General features: G+C 75.4%; 15 protein-coding genes. 9 read left to right on the top strand and 6 right to left on the bottom strand.

All coding sequences use genetic code 11. From position 1 onward, the window contains the following. Positions 1-2: 2 nt before the first annotated feature. Both ACFVUH_RS02145 and ACFVUH_RS02140 read right to left on the bottom strand, forming a co-directional pair. Positions 3-1,205 (bottom strand): M48 family metalloprotease, encoded by a 1,203-nt coding sequence (locus ACFVUH_RS02145; protein ID WP_387910568.1) that lies wholly within the window; start codon positions 1,203-1,205, stop codon positions 3-5. A 100-nt stretch (positions 1,206-1,305) separates the two neighbouring features. Next, positions 1,306-2,112 carry a universal stress protein gene (locus tag ACFVUH_RS02140; protein WP_387910566.1) on the bottom strand — a complete coding sequence of 269 codons (807 nt, stop codon included), beginning with the start codon at positions 2,110-2,112 and terminating at the stop codon, positions 1,306-1,308. 257 nt (positions 2,113-2,369) lie between these two features. Here ACFVUH_RS02140 and ACFVUH_RS02135 point away from each other — a divergent pair, with 257 nt between their 5' ends. Both ACFVUH_RS02135 and ACFVUH_RS02130 read left to right on the top strand, forming a co-directional pair. Then, entirely contained in the window at positions 2,370-3,641 is a 1,272-nt protein-coding gene (locus tag ACFVUH_RS02135; RefSeq protein WP_387910565.1) for a CapA family protein, read from the top strand. Between the two features lie 75 nt (positions 3,642-3,716). Further along, a complete protein-coding gene (locus tag ACFVUH_RS02130) occupies positions 3,717-4,295 on the top strand; it encodes a class IV adenylate cyclase (protein ID WP_387910564.1) in 579 nt (192 codons plus the stop codon). Between the two features lie 7 nt (positions 4,296-4,302). On the opposite strand, the gene ACFVUH_RS02125 is transcribed toward ACFVUH_RS02130, so the two are convergent. The 3 genes from ACFVUH_RS02125 to ACFVUH_RS02115 all read right to left on the bottom strand — a co-directional run bounded on the left by ACFVUH_RS02125 (position 4,303) and on the right by ACFVUH_RS02115 (position 7,082). After that, entirely contained in the window at positions 4,303-5,004 is a 702-nt protein-coding gene (locus ACFVUH_RS02125) for a siderophore-interacting protein (protein ID WP_387910563.1), read from the bottom strand. A gap of 88 nt (positions 5,005-5,092) precedes the next feature. Further along, on the bottom strand, positions 5,093-5,833 hold the full coding sequence (locus ACFVUH_RS02120) for a TetR/AcrR family transcriptional regulator (RefSeq protein ID WP_387910561.1): 741 nt from the start codon (positions 5,831-5,833) through the stop codon (positions 5,093-5,095). Positions 5,834-5,843: 10 nt separating this feature from the next. Continuing rightward, on the bottom strand, positions 5,844-7,082 hold the full coding sequence (locus ACFVUH_RS02115) for an MFS transporter (protein ID WP_387910560.1): 1,239 nt from the start codon (positions 7,080-7,082) through the stop codon (positions 5,844-5,846). Positions 7,083-7,405: 323 nt separating this feature from the next. Here ACFVUH_RS02115 and ACFVUH_RS02110 point away from each other — a divergent pair, with 323 nt between their 5' ends. From ACFVUH_RS02110 to ACFVUH_RS02085, 6 genes are all read left to right on the top strand, one after another. Then, the gene (locus ACFVUH_RS02110; protein WP_387910559.1) at positions 7,406-8,230 is read left to right on the top strand and encodes a 2,3-dihydro-2,3-dihydroxybenzoate dehydrogenase; all 825 of its coding nucleotides are present in this window, start codon (positions 7,406-7,408) and stop codon (positions 8,228-8,230) included. Positions 8,231-8,471: 241 nt separating this feature from the next. Next, entirely contained in the window at positions 8,472-9,674 is a 1,203-nt protein-coding gene (gene dhbC / locus ACFVUH_RS02105; RefSeq protein ID WP_387910770.1) for an isochorismate synthase DhbC, read from the top strand. Positions 9,675-9,790: 116 nt separating this feature from the next. Then, positions 9,791-11,479: a (2,3-dihydroxybenzoyl)adenylate synthase gene (locus tag ACFVUH_RS02100; RefSeq protein WP_387910769.1), complete on the top strand. Its 1,689-nt coding sequence runs from the start codon at positions 9,791-9,793 to the stop codon at positions 11,477-11,479. A 65-nt stretch (positions 11,480-11,544) separates the two neighbouring features. Beyond that, on the top strand, positions 11,545-12,177 hold the full coding sequence (locus tag ACFVUH_RS02095; protein ID WP_387910558.1) for an isochorismatase family protein: 633 nt from the start codon (positions 11,545-11,547) through the stop codon (positions 12,175-12,177). Between the two features lie 5 nt (positions 12,178-12,182). Next, a complete protein-coding gene (locus tag ACFVUH_RS02090) occupies positions 12,183-12,407 on the top strand; it encodes a phosphopantetheine-binding protein (RefSeq protein WP_328954202.1) in 225 nt (74 codons plus the stop codon). Then, positions 12,407-13,192: an AMP-binding protein gene (locus ACFVUH_RS02085; RefSeq protein WP_387910556.1), complete on the top strand. Its 786-nt coding sequence runs from the start codon at positions 12,407-12,409 to the stop codon at positions 13,190-13,192. Before ACFVUH_RS02090 ends, ACFVUH_RS02085 begins: the two co-directional genes overlap by 1 nt. 86 nt (positions 13,193-13,278) lie before the next feature. Here the strand turns inward: ACFVUH_RS02085 and ACFVUH_RS02080 are convergent, their stop codons facing one another. Then, on the bottom strand, positions 13,279-14,457 hold the full coding sequence (locus tag ACFVUH_RS02080) for a M20 family metallopeptidase (protein ID WP_387910555.1): 1,179 nt from the start codon (positions 14,455-14,457) through the stop codon (positions 13,279-13,281). 129 nt (positions 14,458-14,586) lie between these two features. Between ACFVUH_RS02080 and ACFVUH_RS02075 the strand changes: the two genes are divergently transcribed. Continuing rightward, on the top strand, positions 14,587-21,828 hold the full coding sequence (locus tag ACFVUH_RS02075; RefSeq protein ID WP_387910553.1) for an amino acid adenylation domain-containing protein: 7,242 nt from the start codon (positions 14,587-14,589) through the stop codon (positions 21,826-21,828). Positions 21,829-21,937 lie beyond the last annotated feature (109 nt).

The raw sequence follows: 21,937 nt of genomic DNA, 5'->3' as shown, positions 1-21,937 counted from the left end.
CACTATACAACGAGTTCGGGGGCGGAGGGGCGGCGGGACCGCCAGGCGCGCGCGGCCGCGATCCGCCGGGTGGCGCTCGGGTGAGTGGCGAACAGTAGCTCAAGCACCCGCGGCGGGTCGACGTCGGAGACGTTGGTGACCGCCAGCCTGCGCTGCATCGCGATGAACTGCTCGACGTCCCCGGTCAGTTCGAGGGCGTGCCGGTCCGCCCGGGTCTCCACCCGGCGGCTCACCGCGCACTGCACCGGCCCGGACAGCGCGCCCAGCAGTGCGGCGATGGCCGCGAGCAGCGGCAGCGACCGCGGATCGGCCGCGTCCGTCGCGCCCGCCGCCGACAGCAGCGCGTCCCAGCCGGAAGCCAGGCCCAGCAGCACGACCACGACGGCCGCGCCCACCGCACCCAGCACCGTGCCGGTCAGCACGTCCCGGTGCTTGACGTGCCCCAGCTCGTGCGCGACCACCAGCTCCACCTCGCGCGGGTCGGCCGTCGACAGCAGCGTGTCGTACGCGACGATCCGCCGGGTCGCGCCCAGGCCCGACACGTAGGCGTTCAGCGCCGTGGTGCGGCGCGAGGCGTCGGCCACCAGGACGTCCCGCACCCGGACGCCGTCCCGCTCGGCCAGGCCCAGCAGCGCCTCGCGTTGCGGGCCCGGTTCCATCGGGGTGAAGCGGTTGAACACCGGCTCGACGAGCAGGGGGTAGAGGAAGGAGAGGGCGGCGGTCAGCAGCGCGGCCGCGCCCGCTGCCGGGATCCACCAGCGGTCCGGCGAGCGGTCGGTGAGCGCGTAGAGGCCGAAGGCCAGGGGGAGGGCGAGGGCCAGGGTCAGCGCCAGCCCGCGCAGGACGTCCACCGCCCAGCCGGCCCAGCCCTGGGTGACCAGGCCGAATCGGGACCGCACCGACCGGGAGCCCGCCCCGAACGGCAGCTGCGCCAGTTGCCCGAGCAGCACCAGCGCGGCGGCCCCGGCGAGCACCTCCGCCGTCCGCGAGCCGCCGAACCACCCGCCGACCGCCGAGACCAACCCGGCGCCGGCGGGCGTCAGGCCGAGGGCCAGGGTCAGCGCCAGGCCGGTGAGCCGCCCGCCGAGCGCCCACGGGAGCTGGCTCCTGCGCAGCGCGCGGCCGCGGGCGCGCTGGGCAGGGGTGAAGTCGGGCGCGGGGGCGGGGTGGTCGCCGCCCGGAGTTGGGCTGACAGAATCTGTCATCTGTTATCCGTCATCTGAAATCTGTCAGCTGTCAACTGTCAGCTGTCAGGCGTCGGCCGTCGATCGTCGATGGTCATCTTGTCCTTCGGTAGTCAGCATGTCACTCCTCGGCGGACCCCGTGGCGCCGTGGGTGCCCGCGCGGAGCAGCTGGTGGCCGAGGTCGACCAGCGCCCGGCCGACCGCGAAGTCGTCGCCCACCGTCGGCGCCGGGGCGTCCAGCGGATTGCGGTGGGCCAGCGCGTCGCTGTGCAGCACGGCGCCGTCGGCGTCGAGCACCGCGTGCACCCGGGTGGTGTCGCGGTCCTCGACCACATGCAGGCTCAACTGCCAGTCCTTGGTGCGGACGGCCGTCTCGCCACTGCCCGCCGCCTCCGAAGCCGTGGCGGCCGCCGCGAGCGGCGCGGGCGCGGCGGCGGTCCCGTCCGCCCGGACGATCACCACCGGGCACGACCCGTGCACGGCGCAGCGTGTGCTCACCGACCCCAGCAGCGTCCGGGCGAACGTCCCGCGACCCCGGCTGCCGAGCACCAGCAGATCGGCGTCCTCGGCCGCCGCCAGCAGCGCCTCGGCCGCGTGCCCCAGTACCAGGCTCTCCGTGACCGGCACCGGCCGCCGCGCACCGATCACCTCGTCCACCTCGGCGGTCAGCGTCCGGCGCGCCGACTGCTCGAAGCCGTCGTCCACCATCGGCGCGAACCAGCCGTACAGCGACGGGTACTCCCACGCGGCCACCGCGTGCACCGTCGCCCCGGTCAGCACCGCCTGCGCGACCGCCCAGCGCAGCGCCGCCTTCGACGGCGCCGAGCCGTCGATCCCCACGACGATCCGCCGCCCGCTGCCCGTGGCCCCGCCGCCCGTGCTCTCGCTGGTCATGGTCCCGGTGCCCGTGGTTCCGTCGCTGGCCATGATGCACACCGCCCGCCTGTCGTCACGGCCCCGGCACCCTCGCGGGGCCTCCACGCTTCCACGCTGCGCGCCTCCCCGGGTGCCGCGCCAGGGACGGAATGGCCAAGGCGCGGCGGCGGGTTGGGACGCGCGGGCCCGGGGCGGGCGGCCCCGAACGCCGGGCGACGGGCGGGTTTCGATTGTGGAGGCGGGGCGAAGGCGGCGCGGGGGAGTGGCGTAGGCTGACCGCTTCCGGATCGACCTTGGGGGAGCTACTCATGCGCCGTGCCGCGGCCGCCGTCGCCCTGCTGATCGGGCTGATACCCGTGGCCGCCTGCGGACCGGACGACCCCGACCCGGCCGCCGTGAAGGCCTCGAAGTCCGCCAAAGCCGCGGCCGACGCGGCCGCCGCCGCCCAGGCCTCGCCCGGCGCGTCCGACGGTTCCGCCGTCCCCGGCGACCAGGAGTCCGGCGACACCGCGGCGCCCCGTCCCGACGGCAGCATCACGGTGGCGTTCGCCGGGGACGTCCACTTCGAGGGCCGCACCGAGGCCCGGCTCTCCGTGCAGCCGCCCGAGACGGCGCTCGGCCCGATGGCCAAGACCCTCTCCGCCGCCGACCTGGCCGTACTCAACCTGGAGACCGCGATCACCGAGCGCGGCGCCCCTGAGCCCAAGACGTACACCTTCCGTACCTCGCCCAAGGCGCTCACCGCGCTCGAGGACTCCGGCGTCGACGTCGTCTCGCTCGCCAACAACCACGCCGTCGACTACGGCGCCGACGGCCTCACCGACACCCTCGCCGCGAAGGCCTCCTCGCCGGTACCGATCGTCGGCTTCGGCCGCAACTCCGAGGAGGCGTACGCCCCGTACGTCAGCACGGTGCGCGGGGTGAAGGTCGCGGTGGTGGCGGCCAGCCAGGTCGAGGACCTCACCAACCAGAAGTGGCGGGCCGGCGCGAACAAGCCCGGCATCGCCTCGGCGCTGGACACCGCCGCGCTGCTCAAGGCGGTCGGCGAGGCGAAACGCCAGGCGCCGGTGGTGCTCGTCTACCTGCACTGGGGCGACGAGGGCAAGGCCTGCCCGACCGCCGCGCAGACCGCGATCGCCAAGAAGCTCGCCGCCGCGGGCGCGACCGCCGTGGTCGGCACGCACGCGCACACCATGCTCGGTGCCGGGATGATCGGGGACACCTACATCGGGTACGGCTTCGGCAACTTCCTCTGGTACGGCACCTCCAACTACGCCAACTCCAACGAGACCGGTGTCACCACGCTGACCGTCAGCCCGGCCGGCAAGGTGCTCGGCGAGGCGTTCGCCCCGGCGAGCATCGACGACAAGGGCGTGCCGGTGCCGCAGTCCGGTGCCGCCGCCACCGCCGCCCTCAAGCGCCGCGACGGCCTGCGCGGGTGCACCGGCCTGGCCCCCGTTCCCGGCCCCGCCGCCGCGTCCGGCACCAGCACCGCTTCGGGCACCGCGCGGACCCCCACCCCCACCCCCACCCCCACCCCCACGCCGACACCTACGCCCACCCGCACCGCTGCGCGCTGAGCGGTGGACGGCGATAATCCCCGCGGTGTCCTTCCTGGGGCCGGACCGGCCGACGACGGAACGCGGAGGCGCGCGGTGATCGAGGCGGAGCTGAAGGCGGTGGTGCGTGAACCGGCCGCCGTGCTGCGACGGTTGGAGGAGGCGTACGGGCCGGGGCGCGCCGAGCTGTACCGGGACACCTACTACGACACGGCCGACGGTCGGCTCTCCGCAGCCGACCGCGAGTTGCGGATCCGCGAGGTGACCGGCGCGGACGACGGTCGGACGGTGCTGCTCACCTACAAGGACGCCCGGGTCGACGAGGCGTCCGGGTCGAAGCCGGAACACGAGACGCGGGTGGCCGACGCCGAGGCCGCGCACGCGATCGTGCGCGGCCTCGGCCACCGGCCCGCCCTCGCCTTCGAGAAGCGGTTCCGGAACTACGCGTTCGAGTACGGGGGCCGCCGGATGCTCGCCACCCTGGTGCGGGTGCCGGAGCTCGACGGGGTCTTCCTGGAGGTCGAGACGGCCGCGGTGGACGAACGCGAGCTGCCCGCCGCGCTCGTGGCCGTCCGGGCGGTGCTGGCCGGGCTCGGCGTGCCGGAGAGCGACCTGACCGTCGAGTCGTACACCGCCGCCGTGACGGCCGCCCGCCAGCGCCCGCCTCACGCATGACGGACCGTCAATCCTTGTGGTCCGCCTCGCCGTGCTTCCAGTAGCCCTTGCTGTGGACGCGTTCGCGCGGCAGCGCCCCGTCGGTCAGCAGGTGGCGGCGCACGGTGGCCACGGCGTTCGCCTCGCCCGCCAGCCAGGCCGCGGTGCCGGCCGGGAGGTCGGCGGCGAGCAGGGTGTCCGAGAGCGTGCGGCCCTTCGGCAGGCCGGGGTCGCGGGTCAGCCAGTGGGCGGTCAGGCCGACCCGGTCGGGCAGTGGCACGGCGGACCCGGTCGCGTCGGCGACCTCGACGAACAGGGAGACCGGGACAGTTGCCGGGAGGTCGTCGAGGATGGTGAGCGCGGCGGGCAGGGCACTCTCGTCGGCGGCGAGCAGCACATGGCCGGCGTCGTCGAAGGAGGGGCGGCGGCCACGCGGCCCGGCCAGTCGGGCCGGATCGCCGGGGCGGGCGACCTCGGCCCAGCGGGACAGCGGGCCGTTGCCGTGCAGGACGACGTCGATGTCCGTCTCGCGCTCGGCGGGGCGGTGGTGGCGGATGGTGTAGGCCCGGGAGTGGCCCTCAGGAACGTCCAACTTGACCCACTGGGTGGGGTGTTCGATGGCGAGGGTGTCCAGGGTGGGTCCGGTGAAGGTGAGCCGGACGAGGGCGGGCGTGAGCGGGGTGACGGCGACGACCCGTACGTCGTGGGTCGGCCGGTGGCGACGGAACACGGTGACTCCTGGCGGGGATCCGGTGCGCGCAGGCGGTCGACCCGGAGGTGAACACGGGCCGGGCGCGGCGCAGTTGGGAAGGGGTGGGTCAGCTGGAGAGGTGCTGGTCGAGCAGCGCGTCGACAAACGCGGCGTCCAGCGGGCGGCGCAGCACCAGCGCGCGGTGGTAGAGCGGGGCGAGCAGGGCGTCCAGCAGGATGGCGGCCTCGTCGGTACCGCTCTCGTCGGTACCCGGGTCCGTATCCGAGATCGATCCCGCGCCCGCGCCGGGTCCGAGGCAGGCACGGGTGTGCTCGATGTCCCTGGCGCGAAGCTCGTCCAGGAACCTGCTGTGTAGCAACTCGGCCGTCCGGACGTCCAGTTGGGCGTGTCCGAGGAGCGCCTGGAGGACCTGGCCGGCCGGTTCCGTGCCGAGGAAGGCCGCGAACCGGTGGACGTAGGCGCGCAGGTCGGCCGGGCCGGAAGGCGTCTCGGACGGCCAGGCCAGGGCGGTGGCCGCGTCCAGGACGAGGTTGTCGAAGAGGATGTCGACCTTCGACTTCCACCACCGGTAGATCGTCTGCTTGGCGACCCCGGCGGCGGCGGCGATGCCCTCGATGGTGAGGCCCTCGAAGCCCACCTCCACCAGGAGGTCGTCGGCGGCGTTCAGCACCGCCAGACGCGCGGCCTCGCTGCGCCGTCCGCTGCCGGTACCGCTGCCGCTGCCCGCCGGGGTGGCGGCGCTCGCCCGGCCGTCGACGGCGCGGCTTCCGGTGGCGGGGCGGGGCTGGGCGGCGATGGCGGGTCGGTCCTTGTCCGGGGGCCGCTGCGGGCCGGTGGCGGTGGGCACGGCCATCCTCTCACGCCCGCTCGGGACGGGTGGTCGGCGCCTGCCGGGCTCCGCGCGGTCGACGCACCAGCCCGGCCGCGATCGCCGGCGCCAGCAGGGCGACCACGGTGGCGAAGGCGACCCCGCCGGTCCGCAGGTCGGTCACCCGCACCAGCACGCCGACGCCGATCACCGGTAGCGAGAGCATGGTGAACAGCACCGCGAAGAAGGCGGACACCGTCTCACCGCGCTGCTGCGGCGCCACCCCGCCGTTGATGGTGCCCAGTCCGGTGCCGATGGCCGTGCCGGTGGCGAGGCCGTTGACGCAGGCACCGAGCAGTAGCGGCGCCAGCGTGCCGCCGAGCAGCGCTCCGGCGACCAGTCCGGCGGCCAGCACCAGACCGGCACAGGCCAGCGGGAGCGCTCGGGCCGGCGGCAGGACCCGGACGAGGAGCTGTCCGACGGCGGTGGAGAGGAAGGCCAGGGCGACGACGAGCCCGGTCAGCGCGTGGTGGTGCAGGTGGAGCACGGTGGCCAGGAAGAGCCCGCTGACCGCCGTCAGCACACCGGTGACGGCGAATCCGGCGCCACCGGCGAGCGCGGCGCGCAGGAACTGGGTGCGGATCGCGGGTGGGACGCGCAGCGGTTGGAGGCGCAGCCGGAACCGGGAGGCGGCGCGCAGCTCGGCGGGCACCGTCTCGGGGACGGCGAGCAGGCCGAGCAGGGCGGCGCCGGTGAGGACGAGCGTGACCGTCCAGGGCAGGCGCAACGGCGAGCCGGCCCATTCGGCGAGGACGCCGGCAAGGAGGGTGCCGCCGGCCAGGCCGCCCATGTTGGCGGCGAGCGCCAGGGTCTGGGCGCGCAGTCGGCGCTCCGGCGGGGCGAGGTCGAGCAGGGCGGCGGTGGCGGCGCCGGTGACCAGGGCGGCTCCGAAGCCGGACAGCACCCGGGCGGCGAGCAGCCAGGGCAGCGAGTCGGCGGCCTCGAACAGCCCGGCGGCGGAGGCGGCGAGCAGCAGGGCCGTCAGCAGGACGGGTCGGCGGCCGATCTGGTCGGAGAGCCGGCCGAGGGCGAGCAGTCCGGCGACCACGCCGAGCGCGTAGACGGCGAAGACCACCGTGACGGTGAACGTCGAGAAGCCGAAGGCCTGTTGGTAGAGGGGGTAGAGCGGGGTCGGGACGGTGGTGCCGGCCATGGTGACCCAGAAGGCGAGGGCGGCGGCGGCCGGGGCGAGGCGACGGCCGGGGCGTCGGGGCGGGGCGGAGGGCATGGGTGCTCCTCGGGTGGGGAGACGGGGAGGGCTCAGAAGGCGTGAAGGCGTGAAGGCGCAGAGGTGCGCAGGCTCAGACTGCGGTGGCGTGGAGCGCCAAGAGTGGACGCAACGTTGCGTCTCGATGCGACGCCGCGACCGTAACGCTGGACGCAACGTTGCGTCTAGCTTCACCGACTGCCGGGGCTCGGCGCTCCATCCGCGCCACTGCCCGCAGTTGACGCCCCCGCAGGGGTCGCCCGACCTCGCCCGACCTCTCGGCGGGTCCGAACAACTGTGTTAGGTTAGGCTTGCCTAATGTTGCTGGTCGGAGGGGATTTCCTGTGCAGCAGTCCGAACTCGCCGGCGCCGTCGCGATCGTGACCGGCGCCGGGCAGGGCATCGGCGCGGCCGTGACGCGCGCGCTCGTCGCCTCCGGCGCCGTCGTCGCCGCGGCCGACCGCAACCCCGGCCCGCTCGCCGCCCTCGCGGACGAACTGGCGCAACGGCCGGGCGACCCGGCCGCGAGTTGCCCGGCCGCCGGCGGCCCCGTCCACCCCTACCTGCTGGACGTCACCGACGCGGCCGCCGTCGAGTCCACCGTCGCCCTGGTCGAGGATCAACTCGGCCCGGTCGGCGTCCTGGTGAACGTCGCGGGGATCCTGCGCGCTGCACCGGTGACGGAGCTGAGCGACCAGGACTGGGCCGACACCTTCGCCGTCAACACCACCGGGGTCTTCCACGCCTCCCGCGCGGTCGGGCGGCGGATGGCCGAGCGCGGCGGCGGCGTCATCGTCACCGTCGGCTCCAACGCCGCCGGCGTGCCGCGCACCGGGATGGCCGCCTACGCGGCCTCCAAAGCGGCGGCCACCATGTTCACCCGCTGTCTCGGCCTGGAACTCGGCCGCTCCGGGGTGCGCTGCAACATCGTCTCGCCCGGCTCCACCGACACCGAGATGCAGCGCGCGCTCTGGCACGACGACGCCGCGGCCGCCGAACAGCGCGTCATCGACGGCGACCTGTCCGGCTACCGGGTCGGCATCCCGCTCGGCCGGATCGCCCAACCCGCCGACATCGCCGAGGCGGTGGCCTTCCTGGTCTCCGACCGGGCCCGCCACATCACCATGCACGACCTCTACGTGGACGGCGGCGCCACTCTGCGCGCCTGACACCCTGCGGTCCTGACAGCCCGGCAGTTCGGGCATCCGGCGGCCCGGGCATCCGGACCGTCGCGCGGGCCGCGACCGGGGAGGAGCGGCGCCCGGACCCGCCGCCCCGCCCGGACCCGCCGCCCCGCCCGGACCCGCACCCCCGCCGGGGACCGCACCCCCACCGGGGCGCGCCCCGAACCACACCACCCGCCGGTCGCCGCGAACAGCGACGCCCGGCGACCACTCGCAGACTGGGAGAATCCAGGTGACCACGGTGCACCACGCCCCCGCCGGGACGGATCACACCGTCATCGGCGCGGCCAGCGGGCTGCTGGGCCAGTATCGGGCCGCGCCCGACGAGGCGTTCTTCGCCTCCCCGACCCGCACGCTGCTCGCCGAGGGCGTGCACGCCCGGGTGCCCCAGGACGGGCGTCCGCTGGCCGAGCGGGTCGCCGACACCCTCGCCCGGGCCCGCCGGGACGGCATCGAACACCCGCTGGTGGTAGGCGCGGTGGCGTTCGACCACGACGGCCGGGCCGAACTCGCCGTCCCCGCCCGGCTGCGCGGCTGCGGCGCGCTGCGCGACGACCCGCTGATCGCCCTGCCCGCCCCGGCCGCCGACCGGATCGACTGGAACGTCCGCCCGGTGCCCGCCCCCGAGGCGTACGGCGCCGGCGTCGCCGAGGCCGTGAACCGGCTCCGGGACGGCGAGTTGAGCAAGGTGGTGCTCGCCCGCACCCTGGAGCTGCACGCCGACCGCCCGCTCGACCTGCCCGCGATCCTCCAGCGCCTCGCCCGCCGCGACCCCGGCGGCTACACCTTTGGTGTTCCGGCCGGCGGCGGGCGCACCCTCATCGGCGCCAGCCCCGAGCTGCTGCTCTCGCGCCACGGCACCGCCGTCGTCGCCAACCCGCTGGCCGGCTCCGTGCCGCGCAGCGCCGACCTCGGCGAGGACGTCCGGCGCGCCGCTGCGCTGCTGGAATCGCCCAAGGACCTGCACGAGCACGCCTTCGTGGTGGACGCCATCCGCGCCGCGCTCGCCCCGTACTGCCGCACCCTGGACGTGCCGGAGCGGCCCACCCTGGTGCGTACGGCCGCGATGTGGCACCTGGCCACCACCATCACCGCCGAACTGGCCGACCCGGCGGTCTCCGCCCTGGAGCTGGCCGTCGCCCTGCACCCGACCCCGGCGGTCTGCGGCAGTCCGACCCCGCTCGCCCGCGCGGCGATCCGCGAGATCGAGCCGTTCGACCGGGGCCTGTACGCGGGCATGGTCGGCTGGGGCGACGCGGACGGCGACGGCGAGTGGGTGGTCACCCTGCGCTGCGCCGAGGCCGACGAGCGGACGCTGCGGGTGTTCGCCGGCGCGGGCGTCGTCGCCGAGTCCCGGCCCGAGGCCGAACTCGCCGAGACCAGCGCCAAGTTCCGTACCTTCCTGGACGCCGCGGGGGTACCGCGGTGAGCGATCTGCCCACCCCGGGGGACTCCGTGACCGAACCGCTCGACCTCGACCCGGCGGGCCAGACGGACCCGGCGGACCCCAGGGGCCCGGTGGACCGGCTGGACCAGGTGGATCCGATGCGGCAGGTGCTCGCCGGATTCACCCCCTGTCCGGCGGAGTTCGCCGAGCGCTACCGGGCCGCCGGCCACTGGCGCGGCGAGACCTTCGGCTCGATGCTGCGCGAGCGAGCCGCCGCCCACCCCGACCGGATCGCCGTCGTCGACCCGGCCGGCGGCGAGGGCGAGGACCCGACCCGCCGCTGGACGTACGCCGAACTCGACCGGCGGGCCGACCGGACGGCCGCCGGGCTGCGCGCCCTGGGCATCGGCCGCGGCGACCGCGTGGTGGTCCAACTCCCCAACACCGCCGAGTTCTTCGAGGTGGTCTTCGGGCTGTTCCGGATCGGCGCTCTGCCGGTCTTCGCACTGCCCGCGCACCGGTACACCGAGATCTCCTACTTCTGCGCCTTCACCGGCGCCGTCGGTTACGTCGTCCCGGCCGTCGAGGGCGGCTTCGACTACCGTGAACTCGCCACCCGGGTACGGGCGGAGACGCCGTCGCTGCGGCACGTCCTGGTGGCGGGCGGCGACGCGGGCGAGCACACGCCGCTGGCCGCCGTCCCGGCGGATCCGGTCGGCGAGGGGGAGGAGCCGCAGCCCGGACCGCGGCCGGGCGACGTCGCGTTCCTCCAACTGTCCGGCGGCAGCACGGGGGTGCCCAAGCTCATCCCGCGCACCCACGACGACTACATCTACTCGCTGCGCGGCTCGGTCGAGCTCTGCGGCCAGGACGAGAACAGCGTCTACCTGGTGGTGCTGCCCGCCGCGCACAACTTCCCGCTCAGCTCGCCGGGTTCGCTCGGCACCCTGTACGCGGGCGGCCGGGTGGTGCTCTGCCCGCAGCCGAGCCCCGAGACGGCGTTCCCGCTGATCGAGCGCGAGGGCGTGACCATCACCGGCCTGGTGCCGCCGCTGGCGCTGCTCTGGCTGGAGGCCGCCGAGCGGCGCCGGGCGGCCGGGGCGCCGACCGGGTTGGATAGCCTGGAGGTGCTGCTGGTCGGCGGTGCCAAGTTCAGCGAGGAGGCCGCCCGGCGGGTGCGCCCGGTGCTGGGCTGCACCCTCCAGCAGGTGTTCGGGATGGCCGAGGGCCTGGTCAACTACACCCGGCTGGACGATCCGGAGGAGGTCATCGTCACCACCCAGGGGCGCCCGATCTCCCCGGACGACGAGGTGCGGGTGGTCGACGACCAGGACCGTGAGCTGCCCGACGGCACCACCGGCCACCTGCTCACCCGCGGCCCCTACACCATCCGCGGCTACTGGAACGCGCCCGAGCACAACGCCAACTCCTTCACCGAGGAAGGCTTCTACCGCACCGGAGACCTGGTCCGCCGCACCGCCACCGGCCACCTGGTGGTCGAGGGTCGTGCCAAGGACCAGATCAACCGGGGCGGCGAGAAGGTCGCCGCCGAGGAGATCGAGAACCACCTGCTGGCCCACCCGGCCGTGCACGACGCCGCCGTGGTCTCGATGCCCGACCCCTACCTCGGCGAGCGCACCTGCGCCTACGTCGTGCTGCGCGAGGAGCACCGCGCGCGCCCGCCGAAGTCCGTCGAGCTGAAGCGCTTCGTGCGGGAGCGCGGGCTGGCCGACTTCAAGGTCCCGGACCGCGTCGAGTTCGTCGACGCCTTTCCCGCCACCGGCATCGGCAAGGTCAGCAAGAAGGACCTGCGCGCCGCCATCGCCGCCGGCCTCGCGACCGCCTGAACGCCCGACGTCCCCGACGTCCCCGAAGTTCCTGAACTCCCCGACACAGCTAAGGAAGCACCGCCGTGGGCCTGCCCCGCATCCCCTCCTACCTGATGCCCGCCGCCACCGACCTGCCGGTCAACCGGGTCGACTGGACGGTCGACCCGTCCCGGGCCGTGCTGCTGGTGCACGACCTGCAGAACCACTTCCTGAGCGCCTTCGACACGACGGCCGCGCCGGTTACCGAACTGTTCGCCAACATCAACCGGTTGCGCGCCTGGGCCGCCGAGCACGGCGTGCCGGTCGTCTACTCGGCGCAGCCGGGCGGCCAGACCCCCGAACAGCGAGGCCTGCAGCAGGACTTCTGGGGCCCGGGCATCCCGGACGACCCGCGGGCGGCGGCCATCGCCGACGCCGTCGCCCCGGCCGAGGGCGACCGGCTGCTCACCAAGTGGAAGTACAGCGCCTTCGTCCGCACCGACCTGGACGAGCTGTTGCGCGAGCAGGGGCGCGACGAGCTGGTGATCACCGGCGTCTACGCCCACATCGGGGTGCAGGTCACCGCCTGCGACGCGTGGATGCGCGACGTTCGGGCGTTCGTGGTGGCCGACGCGGTCGCCGACTTCGGCGCGGACGAGCACCGCGCCGCGCTCACCTGGGTGGCCGGGCGCTGCGGCGTGGTCACCGCCACCGATGCCGTACTGGAAGGGAAGTGACGGGCATGGCCTTCACCGTGGAGCGGATCCGGGCCGAGGTCGCCGACCTGCTCGGCGAGGACCCGGCGGACATCCCGCTGGACGAGAACCTGGCCGACTGGGGCCTGGACTCGGTGCGGCTGATGGCGCTGGCCGAGCGCTGGCGGGCCGAGGGCGCCGAGGTGGCCTTTCTGCAGCTGGCCGAGCGCCCGGCCGTCGCGGCCTGGGCCGAGCTGCTCGGCGCGTCCTGATGGAGCCCGGCACGGGGGCGTCCCGGCCCGCCGGGGTGCGGCGGTGGCCGGCGACCACGGCGATCGGCCCCTTCGAGGCGCAGGCCGCGCGGACCCCGGACGCCCCGGCGCTGCTGCCGGCCGGTGCGCCGCCGGTGAGCTACGGCGCGTTGAACGCCGCGGCGAACCGGACGGCGCGCTTCCTGGCGGAGCGCGGCGCCCGCCCCGGTACGGTCGTCGGCCTCGCGCTCACCCGCCCGGCCGATCTCGTGCCGGCGCTGCTGGCGGTGGCCAAGTCGGGGGCGGCGTATCTGGCGCTGGACCCGGACGACGCGCCGGGGCGGCTGGCCTGGCTGCTGGCGGACGCGTCGCCGGTCTGCGTGCTGGGGGAGGGGGTGCCGGACGCGGAGCGGCCGGCCGCCGCCGAACTGGCCGGCCGGGCGGTCACCGATCCGCCGCGGGCGCTCGCCCCGCAGCACCCGCTCTGCCGGGCGTACGGCCCGGGCGGCCGGCCGGTGGGGGCGTGGACGACGCACGCCGAGGTGGACCGCCGGGTGCGCGAGCTGCAGGCCGCGTACGGGCTCGGGCCGGACGACCGGGTGCTGCAACTGGGGCTGCCGCTGTGGGAGTTCCTGTGGCCGCTGCGGACCGGGGCGGCGCTGGTGCTGGCCGATCCGGACCGGCCGGGCGAGGTGGGGGAGCTGGTCCGGGATGCCGGGGTGACGGTCCTGCGGGCCGCGCCCTCGGTGTTCGGCGAGCCACTGCCAGAGCCGGGACCGGTGCACCTCGTCCCGGAGCGCGGCTGACGGCTGACAACTGACGGCTGACAGATTTCAGATGACAGATAACACCTGACAGATTCTGAAATCTGTCAGGTGTTATCTGTCAGCCGTCAGTCGTCAGCACACCGCCGTCGCCGCTGCCCCGCCGCGAAGTCCGCCGCCGTCCACGCCATGGCGACGGCGCCCTCCACGATCGCCCGGTCCGCCGCCGGTGAGACGGCGGCCTCGGCGAATGCCGCCTCGTGCGGGCCGCAGGCGCCACCGGTGATGTCCAGCACCGGGTGGATGGCCGGCAGCACGTGCGAGACGTTGCCCATGTCGGTGCAGGCGAACGGTCCGCTCTCGACCGGCTCCGGACGCCCGACCGCCGCCGCGTTGGCCCGCCACAGGCCGAGCAGCCCGGCGTCGCTGCGGAAGTCCAGGTAGTCCGGTTCGGGCCGGGTCAGCTCGACCTCGCACCCGGTGGCCAGCGCGCCCGCCCGGAAGCAGTCCTCAACCCGGGCGCGCAGCTCGGCGAGGTCCTCGGCCGCCAGGGCGCGGATCTCGTACTCGGCCGCGGTGCTGTCGGGGATGAGGTTGGGCGCCGTCCCGGCGGCCGTGGTGACGCCGTGCACCCGCCAGTGCGAGGGCAGTTGCTGGCGCAGCAGCCCGAGGGCGACCTGCGCGACGGTGAGCGCGTCGGCGGCGTTGCGCCCCTCGTGCGGGTTGAGGCTCGGGTGGGCGGCGCGGCCGGTGTAGCGCACGGAGAGGGTGCCGAGCGCGAAGGAGTGGAAGTCGGCGACCTCCACCGGGCAGGGGTGGACCATCATCGCGGCGTCCACGCCGTCGAAGGCGCCCGCGTCCAGCAGCAGTGCCTTGCCCGCCCCGCGCTCCTCGGCCGGGGCGCCGATCACCCGCACGGTGAGCCCGAGCCGATCCGCGTACGGGGCGAGGCCGAGCGCGGCGCCGAGGCCGGCAGCGGCGATGAGGTTGTGGCCGCAGGCGTGGCCGAGCCCGGGCAGCGCGTCGTACTCGCAGACCACGGCGACGGTGGCCGGGCCGGAGCCGAGGCGTGCGTCGAAGGCGGTGGGCAGGCCGTACGCGCCGGGCGTGACGGTGTACCCGTGGGCGCGCAGCAGTTCGGCGCACCACTCGGCGGCCCGGTGCTCCTCGAACGCGGTCTCCGGATGGGCGTGGATGCGGCGGCTGAGCGCGAGCAGTTCGTCCCGGTGGGCGAGGACGCGCTCGCGCACCGCCTCCTTCGCTCCCGGGTCGGCCACGGCGGGCTCGCTCGCGTTCAGGGGGGACATCGGCGCCTCCGGGGGCGTCAGGGCCCGCCTCCCGGCGGGCTGTTGACCAGACGATATGTAGATAGCTTAGGCTAACCTAAGTAGGCAGTAGGCGTTCCGTTGCGCCGGACCCGAGGAGCTCTCAGAACCATGCGTCGCCACCAGGCCGCGTCCGACCCCGTCGCCGTCCCCGCCGCAGCCGACGTGCCGCTGCTCGCCACCCAGGCGGCGATCTGGTACGCCCAGGCGCTCGACCCCGACAGCCCGGTCTACAACACCGGCGACGCCGTAGAGATCACCGGCCCGCTCGACGCCGAACTCTTCGAGACAGCCCTGCGCCGGACCGTCGACGAGGCCGACGCACTCGGCGCCGTCGTCGTCACCGACGGCGCCGCCGGCGAAGCCCCGCACCAGCGCCTGGCCCCCGGCCGCCCCTGGCCCCTGCACCACCTCGACCTGCGCGCCGACGCCGACCCCGAGGCCACCGCCGAGGCCTGGATGCGCGCCGACCTCGCCCGCCCCGTCGACCTCACCGAGGGCCCGCTGTTCACCCAGGCCCTCATCCGCCTCGACGACCGGCGCCACTGGTGGTACCAGCGCGTCCACCACCTCGCCGTCGACGCCTACGCGCTCACCCTCCTCGCCGGGCGGGTCGCCGAGCTCTACACCGCGCTCGCCACCGGCACCCGCCCCAGCGACCGCACCTTCGCCACCCCCGCCGAGGCCGCCGCCGAGGAGGCCGCCTACCGGACGAGCCCGGACCACGCCGCCGACCGCGAGTTCTGGCGCACCCGACTGGCCGGCGCCGAAGCCCCCGCCACCCTCCCCGGCGGCAGCACCCCCACCGGCGCCCCGGCCGGAACCCCCGCCGCCCCGCCCCGCCTCGCCGCCGAACTGCCCGCCGGAACCCTGCCCCGCCTGGAGGCCGCCGCCAGGGCCGCCCGCGCCACCTGGGCCGAACTCGTCATCGCCGCCACCGCCGGCTACCTGCACCGCCTCGCCGGCACCGAGGACGTCGTGCTCGGCCTGCCGCTCGCCAACCGCCGCGGCCCCGCCGCCCTGCGCACCCCGATCGCCACCGCCAACGTGCTGCCGCTGCGCCTCGCCGTCCACCCCGGCGACACCGCCGCCGAACTGCTGCGCCGCGTCGTCCTGGAGGTCCGCGACGTCCGCCGCCACCAGCGCTACCCGCTGGAGGACCTGCGCCGCGACCTCGCCCTCACCGGCACCCGCCGCGCCCTGTTCGGACCGATGGTCAACATCAAGGCCTTCGAGGGCGACCTCGACCTCGCCGGCCTGCCCGGCACCGTCCGCAACCTCGCCGCCGGCCCCGTCGACGACCTCGCCCTCGCCGTCTCGCCCGGCCCCGGCGGCGCCCTGCGGATCGGCCTCGAAGCCCACCCCGACCGCTACGCCGCCGACACCCTGGCCGCCCACCGCGACGGCCTGCTGCGCTACCTCGACGGCCTCGCCACCCTGCTGCTCGACGACCCGCACACGCCCATCGCCCGGATCGACCTGCTCGACGAGGACGCGCTGCGCCGCGCCACCGCCGGGCGCACCGAGCCCTCCGTCACCCGCACCGTGCCCGAACTGCTCGCCGAGCAGGCCGCCCGCACCCCGGACGCGGTCGCCCTGCGTTGCGGCGCCACCACCCTCACCTTCGCCCAACTCGACGCCGCCGCAACCCGCCTGGCGCACCGCCTCGCCGCCCTCGGTACCGGCCCGGGCACCCCCGTCGCCCTCGCCATGCCGCGCGGCGCCGACACCCTGGTCGCCATGTTCGCCGTGCTCAGGGCCGGCGGCGCCTGCCTCTCGCTCGACCTCGCCCACCCCAGGCAGCGGATCGCCGACATCCTCGACGACACCCGCCCGGTCTGCGCCGTCGGCACCGCCGAGGCCCTCGCCGCCCTCCCCGGCGCCGCCGGACGCCCCGCCGTCGCCCTCGACGACCCGGCCGTGCGCGCCGAACTCGCCGCGCCGCCCGCAGCGGCGCTCCCCACCGGGCCGCTGCCCGCCCCCGACCCCGCGCACACCGCCTACCTGCTGCACACCTCCGGCTCCACCGGCCGCCCCAAGGGCGTCGTCGTCACCCACGCCTCGCTCGCCAACCTGCACGCCGGCCACGGCGAGGACCACATCGCCCCCGCCGTCGCCCGCACCGGCCGCGAACGCCTGCGCATCGCCCACAGCGCCTCCTTCGCCTTCGACGCCTCCTGGGACCCGGTGCTGTGGATGCTCCACGGCCACGAACTCCACCTGCTCGACGACGACACCTACCGCGACCCGGCCGCCCTCGCCGCCCACGTCCACCATGAGCGGATCGACTACCTCGACGTCACCCCCTCCTACCTCGAAGTCCTGCTCGCCGAAGGCCTGCTGGCCGAGGAGCGGCACCGCCCCGCCGTGATCGCGGTCGGCGGCGAGGCCACCCCCGACCCGCTCTGGCGCCGCCTCGCCGCGGTCGACGGCCTCACTCCCGTCAACCTCTACGGCCCCACCGAGACCACCGTCGACGCCTACTCCTGGACCCCGGGACCGGACGGCACCCCCGTCGGCCGCGTCGTGCGCGGCTCGCGCGCCTACGTCCTCGACGGCTCGCTGCGCCCCGCCCCCGACGGCGCCACCGGCGAGCTGTACGTGGCGGGGGCCTGTCTGGCCCACGGCTACCTCGGCCGCCCCGACCTCACCGCCGAGCGCTTCCTCGCCGACCCCTACGGCCCGCCCGGCGCCCGGATGTACCGCACCGGCGACCTCGCCCGCCGCCGCCCCGACCGCACCCTCGAATTCCTCGGCCGCGCCGACGACCAGGTGAAGATCCGCGGCTTCCGGATCGAGCCCGGCGAGATCGCCGCCGTCCTCGGCGAACTCCCCGGCGTCGACCGGGCCGTGGTGATCGCCCGCCCCGGCCCCAGCGGCAAGCGCCTGCTCGGCTACGCCGTCCCCGCCGCCGGCGCCGTCCTCGACGCCGCCGCGCTGCGCTCCGCCCTCGCCGCCCGGCTGCCCGAGCACATGGTGCCCGCCGCCGTCCTCGTCCTCGACACCCTGCCACGCACCGGCAACGACAAGCTCGACCACCGCGCCCTGCCCGAGCCCGAGTCCACCACCGCGACCTCTGGCGGTGCCGCACCCGCCACCCCGCAGGAGGAGATCATCTGCGGGCTGTTCGCCGCCCTCCTGGAACGGCCCGAACCGCTCTCCCGTGACGTCGACTTCTTCGACCTCGGCGGTCACTCCCTGCTGGCCGGACGGCTCGCCGCCCGGCTGCGCGAGGCGCTCGGGGCGGCCGTCGGCTTCGCCGACGTGTTCCGCAACCCCACCCCGGCCGCCCTCGCCGCCCTGCTGCGCGAGCGCTCCGCCCCCGAGCCCCGTCCCGCCCTGGTCCCCGTCGAGCGCACCGGGCACCTGCCGCTCTCCCCGGCGCAGCGCGGCCTCTGGTTCCACTACCGGCTCGAAGGCCCCAGCCCCACCTACAACATCCCGCTCGCCCTCACCCTCACCGGCCCGCTCGACCGCGACGCCCTCGCGCTCGCCGTCACCGACCTCGCGGCCCGGCACGAGACCCTGCGCACCGTCTACGGCGAGTCCGCCGATGGCGAGCCGTACCAGCGGATCCTGCCGCCCGCCCCCGTCGAGCTGCACCACGGCGCCGGCCCGCTCATCGACGCCGTCCGGTACGCCTTCGACCTCGGCGCCGAACCACCGGTGCACGCAAGCCTGTTCGACAACCCCGACGGCACCCGCACCCTCCTCCTGCTGCTCCACCACATCGCCGCCGACGGCGCCTCCACCACCCCGCTGGCCCGCGACCTCGCCGCCGCCTACGCCGCCCGCCTCGCCGGCCGCGCCCCCGAACTTCCACCCCTCGCCGTCCAGTTCGCCGACCACGTGGCCTGGCAGGCGCGGCTGCTCGGTACCGCCGACGCGCCCGGCCCACTCGCCGTCCGCCAACTCGACCACTGGCGCAAGACCCTGGCCGGCCTGCCCGACCAGCTCGACCTGCCCACCGACCGCCCCCGGCCCGCCGTCGCCTCCCACCGCGGCGCCACCGTGCCGTTCCACCTCGACGCCGACGCCCACGCCGCCCTGGCCGCACTCGCCCGCACCACCGGCACCAGCGTGTTCACCGCCGTCCAGGCCGGCCTCGCCGCACTGCTCACCCGGCACGGCTGCGGCACCGACATCCCGATCGGCACGCCCGTCGCCGGCCGCGACTCCGACGAAACCGCCTCCCTGGTCGGCTACTTCGTCAACTCCGTGGTCCTGCGCACGGAGACGTCCGGCGAGCCGACCTTCCGCGAGCTGCTCGGCCGCGCCCGCACCGCCGTCCTCGCCGCCCACGACCACGCCGACCTGCCCTTCGACCGCCTGGTCGAGGAGCTCAACCCGCCCCGCTCGCTCGCCCGGCACCCGCTGTTCCAGGTCATGCTCGCCTGGCAGTCCGTCCCCGACCGGGAGTTCGAGCTCGGCGGTGGCCTCACCGCCACCATCGCCGCGATCCCCTCCGGCACCGCCAAGTTCGACCTCACCCTCAATGCGGGCGAACTGCGCGAGGGCGGCATCGCGGGCTTCCTGGAGTACCGCACCGACCTCTTCGACGAGGCCACCGTCCAGGCGCTCGCCGAACGCCTGGCCCGGCTGCTCACCGCCGCCGCCACCGACCCCGACACCCCCGTCGGCCGGCTCCCGCTGATCGGAGAGGAGGAGCACCACCGCGCCCTGGTCGAGTGGAACGGCACCCCCGTCACCTCACAGCCCGGTGCGGCAAGGGCCGGCGCCACCCTGCCCGAGCTCTTCGAGGCCGCGGCCCTCGCCGACCCTGCGGCGATCGCGGCCAGTTGCGGCGGCGACTCGCTCGACTACGCCGAACTCGGCGCCCGCGCCGACCGGTTGGCCCGCCTGCTGGCCGACCGCGGCATCGGACCCGGCACCATCGTCGCGCTCGCCCTGCCGCGCTCCCTGGACCTGGTCGTCGGCCTGCTCGCGGTCGCCAAGGCCGGCGCCGCCTACCTGCCGCTCGACCCCGAGTACCCGGCCGACCGGCTCGCCTACATGCTCGCCGACGCCGCCCCCGCCGCGCTGATCACCGACCGCGCCACCGCGCCCCGGATGCCCGAGCACCGCGTGCCGCAACTCCTGGTCGACGGCGGCGAGTCGGACCGCTACCCGGCCGTCCCGCTCGCCCAGCACGAACGCACCCGGCCGCTGCGCGCCGAGGACACCGCCTACGTGATCTACACCTCCGGCTCCACCGGCCGCCCCAAGGGCGTGCCGGTCACCCACCACAACGTTGTCCGGCTGTTCTCCGCCACCGACCACTGGTTCGGCTTCGGCGCCGAGGACGTCTGGACGCTCTTCCACTCCTACGCCTTCGACTTCTCGGTCTGGGAGCTGTGGGGCGCCCTGCTGCACGGCGGCCGGCTCGTCGTCGTCCCGCACCTGGTCAGCCGCGACCCGGCGGCCTTCCTCGACCTGCTCGCCCGCGAGCGGGTGACCGTCCTCAACCAGACGCCGTCCGCCTTCTACCAGCTCAGTGCCGCCGACCGGGAACGACCCGGCAGCGAACTCGCCCTGCGCTACGTGGTGTTCGGCGGCGAGGCGCTCGAACTCGGCCGCCTCGACGACTGGTACGAGCGGCACGCCGAGGACGCGCCCACCCTGGTCAACATGTACGGCATCACCGAGACCACCGTGCACGTCTCCTACCTGGCCCTCGACCGCGCGAGCGCCGCCGCCGGCACCGGCAGCACCATCGGGGTCAACATCCCCGACCTGCGCGTCTACGTCCTCGACCGGTACCTGCGGCCGGTACCGCCCGGCGTCACCGGCGAGATGTACGTCGCCGGCGCCGGCCTCGCCCGCGGCTACCTCGGCCGCCCGGCGCTCAGCTCCGAGCGCTTCGTCGCCGACCCGTACGCCGAACTGTTCGGCGAGCGCGGCACACGGATGTACCGCTCCGGCGACCTCGCCCGCCGTCGCGCCGACGGCGTCCTGGAGTACTACGGCCGCGCCGACCAGCAGGTCAAGATCCGCGGCTTCCGGATCGAACTCGGTGAGATCGAGGCCGTGTTGGCTTCCCACCCGGCCGTCGCCGACGCCGCCGTGATCGTCCGCGAGGACGTGCCCGGAGACAAGCGCCTGGTCGGCTACGCCGTCCTCGCCCCCGGCGCGGAGCGGACCGGCGCGGAGGAACTGCGCGCCCGGACCGCCGCCGACCTGCCGGTCCACATGGTCCCGTCCGCCGTGGTGCTGCTGGACCGCCTCCCGCTCACCGCCAACGGCAAGCTCGACCGGCGCGCGCTGCCCGCCCCCGACGCCCCCGAGGCCGGCACCGGACGGCCCCCGCGCAACCCGCGCGAGCAGCAGCTCTGCGAGCTGTTCGCCGAGGTCCTGGGCGTCCCGGCGGTCGGCGTCGAGGACGACTTCTTCGCCCTCGGCGGCCACTCGCTGCTGGTCGTGCGGCTCGCCGGACGGATCCGCGCCGTGCTCGGCCTGGAGGTCGGCATCGGCACGCTGTTCCAGGCGCCCACCGTCGCTGCCCTGGACACCGCGCTCGCCGCCGACACCCCCGGCGCCGACGCGCTGGACGTCCTGCTGCCGCTGCGGCCCACCGCCCCCGGCCGGCGCAACCCGCTGTTCGCCGTCCACCCGGCCGGCGGCCTCAGCTGGTGCTACACCGGCCTGATCCGCAACCTCCCGGCCGACGTGCCGATCTACGGCCTCCAGGCACAGGGCGTCGGCGCCGCAACCGCCGGCGAGCCGCTGCCCGCCACGATGGAGGAACTGGCGGCGCACTACGTCGACCGGCTGCGGGAGGTCCAGCCCGAGGGCCCCTACCGGCTGCTCGGCTGGTCCACCGGCGGCATCATCGCCCACGCCATGGCCGTCCGGCTGGAGGAACTGGGTTGCGCCGTCGAGCTGTTGGCCGTGCTCGACGCCTACCCGGCCGAGGGCTTCCGCGACCTGCCCGTCCCGGACCAGGCCGAGGCCCTGGAGGCGCTGCTCACCATGGGCGGCTACGGGCCGGAGGACCTCGACGGGCGGCCGCTCGAACTCGCCCACGTCACTGAGCTGCTGCGCCGCGAGGGCAGTCCGCTGGCCGGTCTGGACGACGCCACCGTCGAGGCGCTCAACCGGATCTACCTCCACATCAACCACCTGGTGCGCGGCTACGACCACCGCCGCCTCCAGGGCGACGTGCTGTTCTTCCGCGCCACCGTCGACACCATCGACGAGACCCTGGTGCCCGAGCTGTGGACGCCGTACGTGGCCGGGCGGATCGCCAACACGGACGTCGCCTGCTCGCACAAGGACATGACGCTGCCCGAGCCGATCGCGCACATCGCGGGCGTCGTCGCGGAGCACCTCGCCGCCCTCGACTCCCGTTCCTGACAGCTGACAGCTGACAGATAACAGATGTCGGATGACAGCTGACAGATTTTGAAATCTGTCAGCTGTCATCTGTCAGCCGCCCACCGACCACCCCGTCTGGAGAACCCAC

This window comes from Kitasatospora sp. NPDC058032, from assembly GCF_042885845.1.
Taxonomy (GTDB): Bacteria; Actinomycetota; Actinomycetes; order Streptomycetales; family Streptomycetaceae; genus Kitasatospora.
Note: the sequence above shows the minus strand (reverse complement) of the source record. Positions and strands in the feature narration are given on the sequence as shown.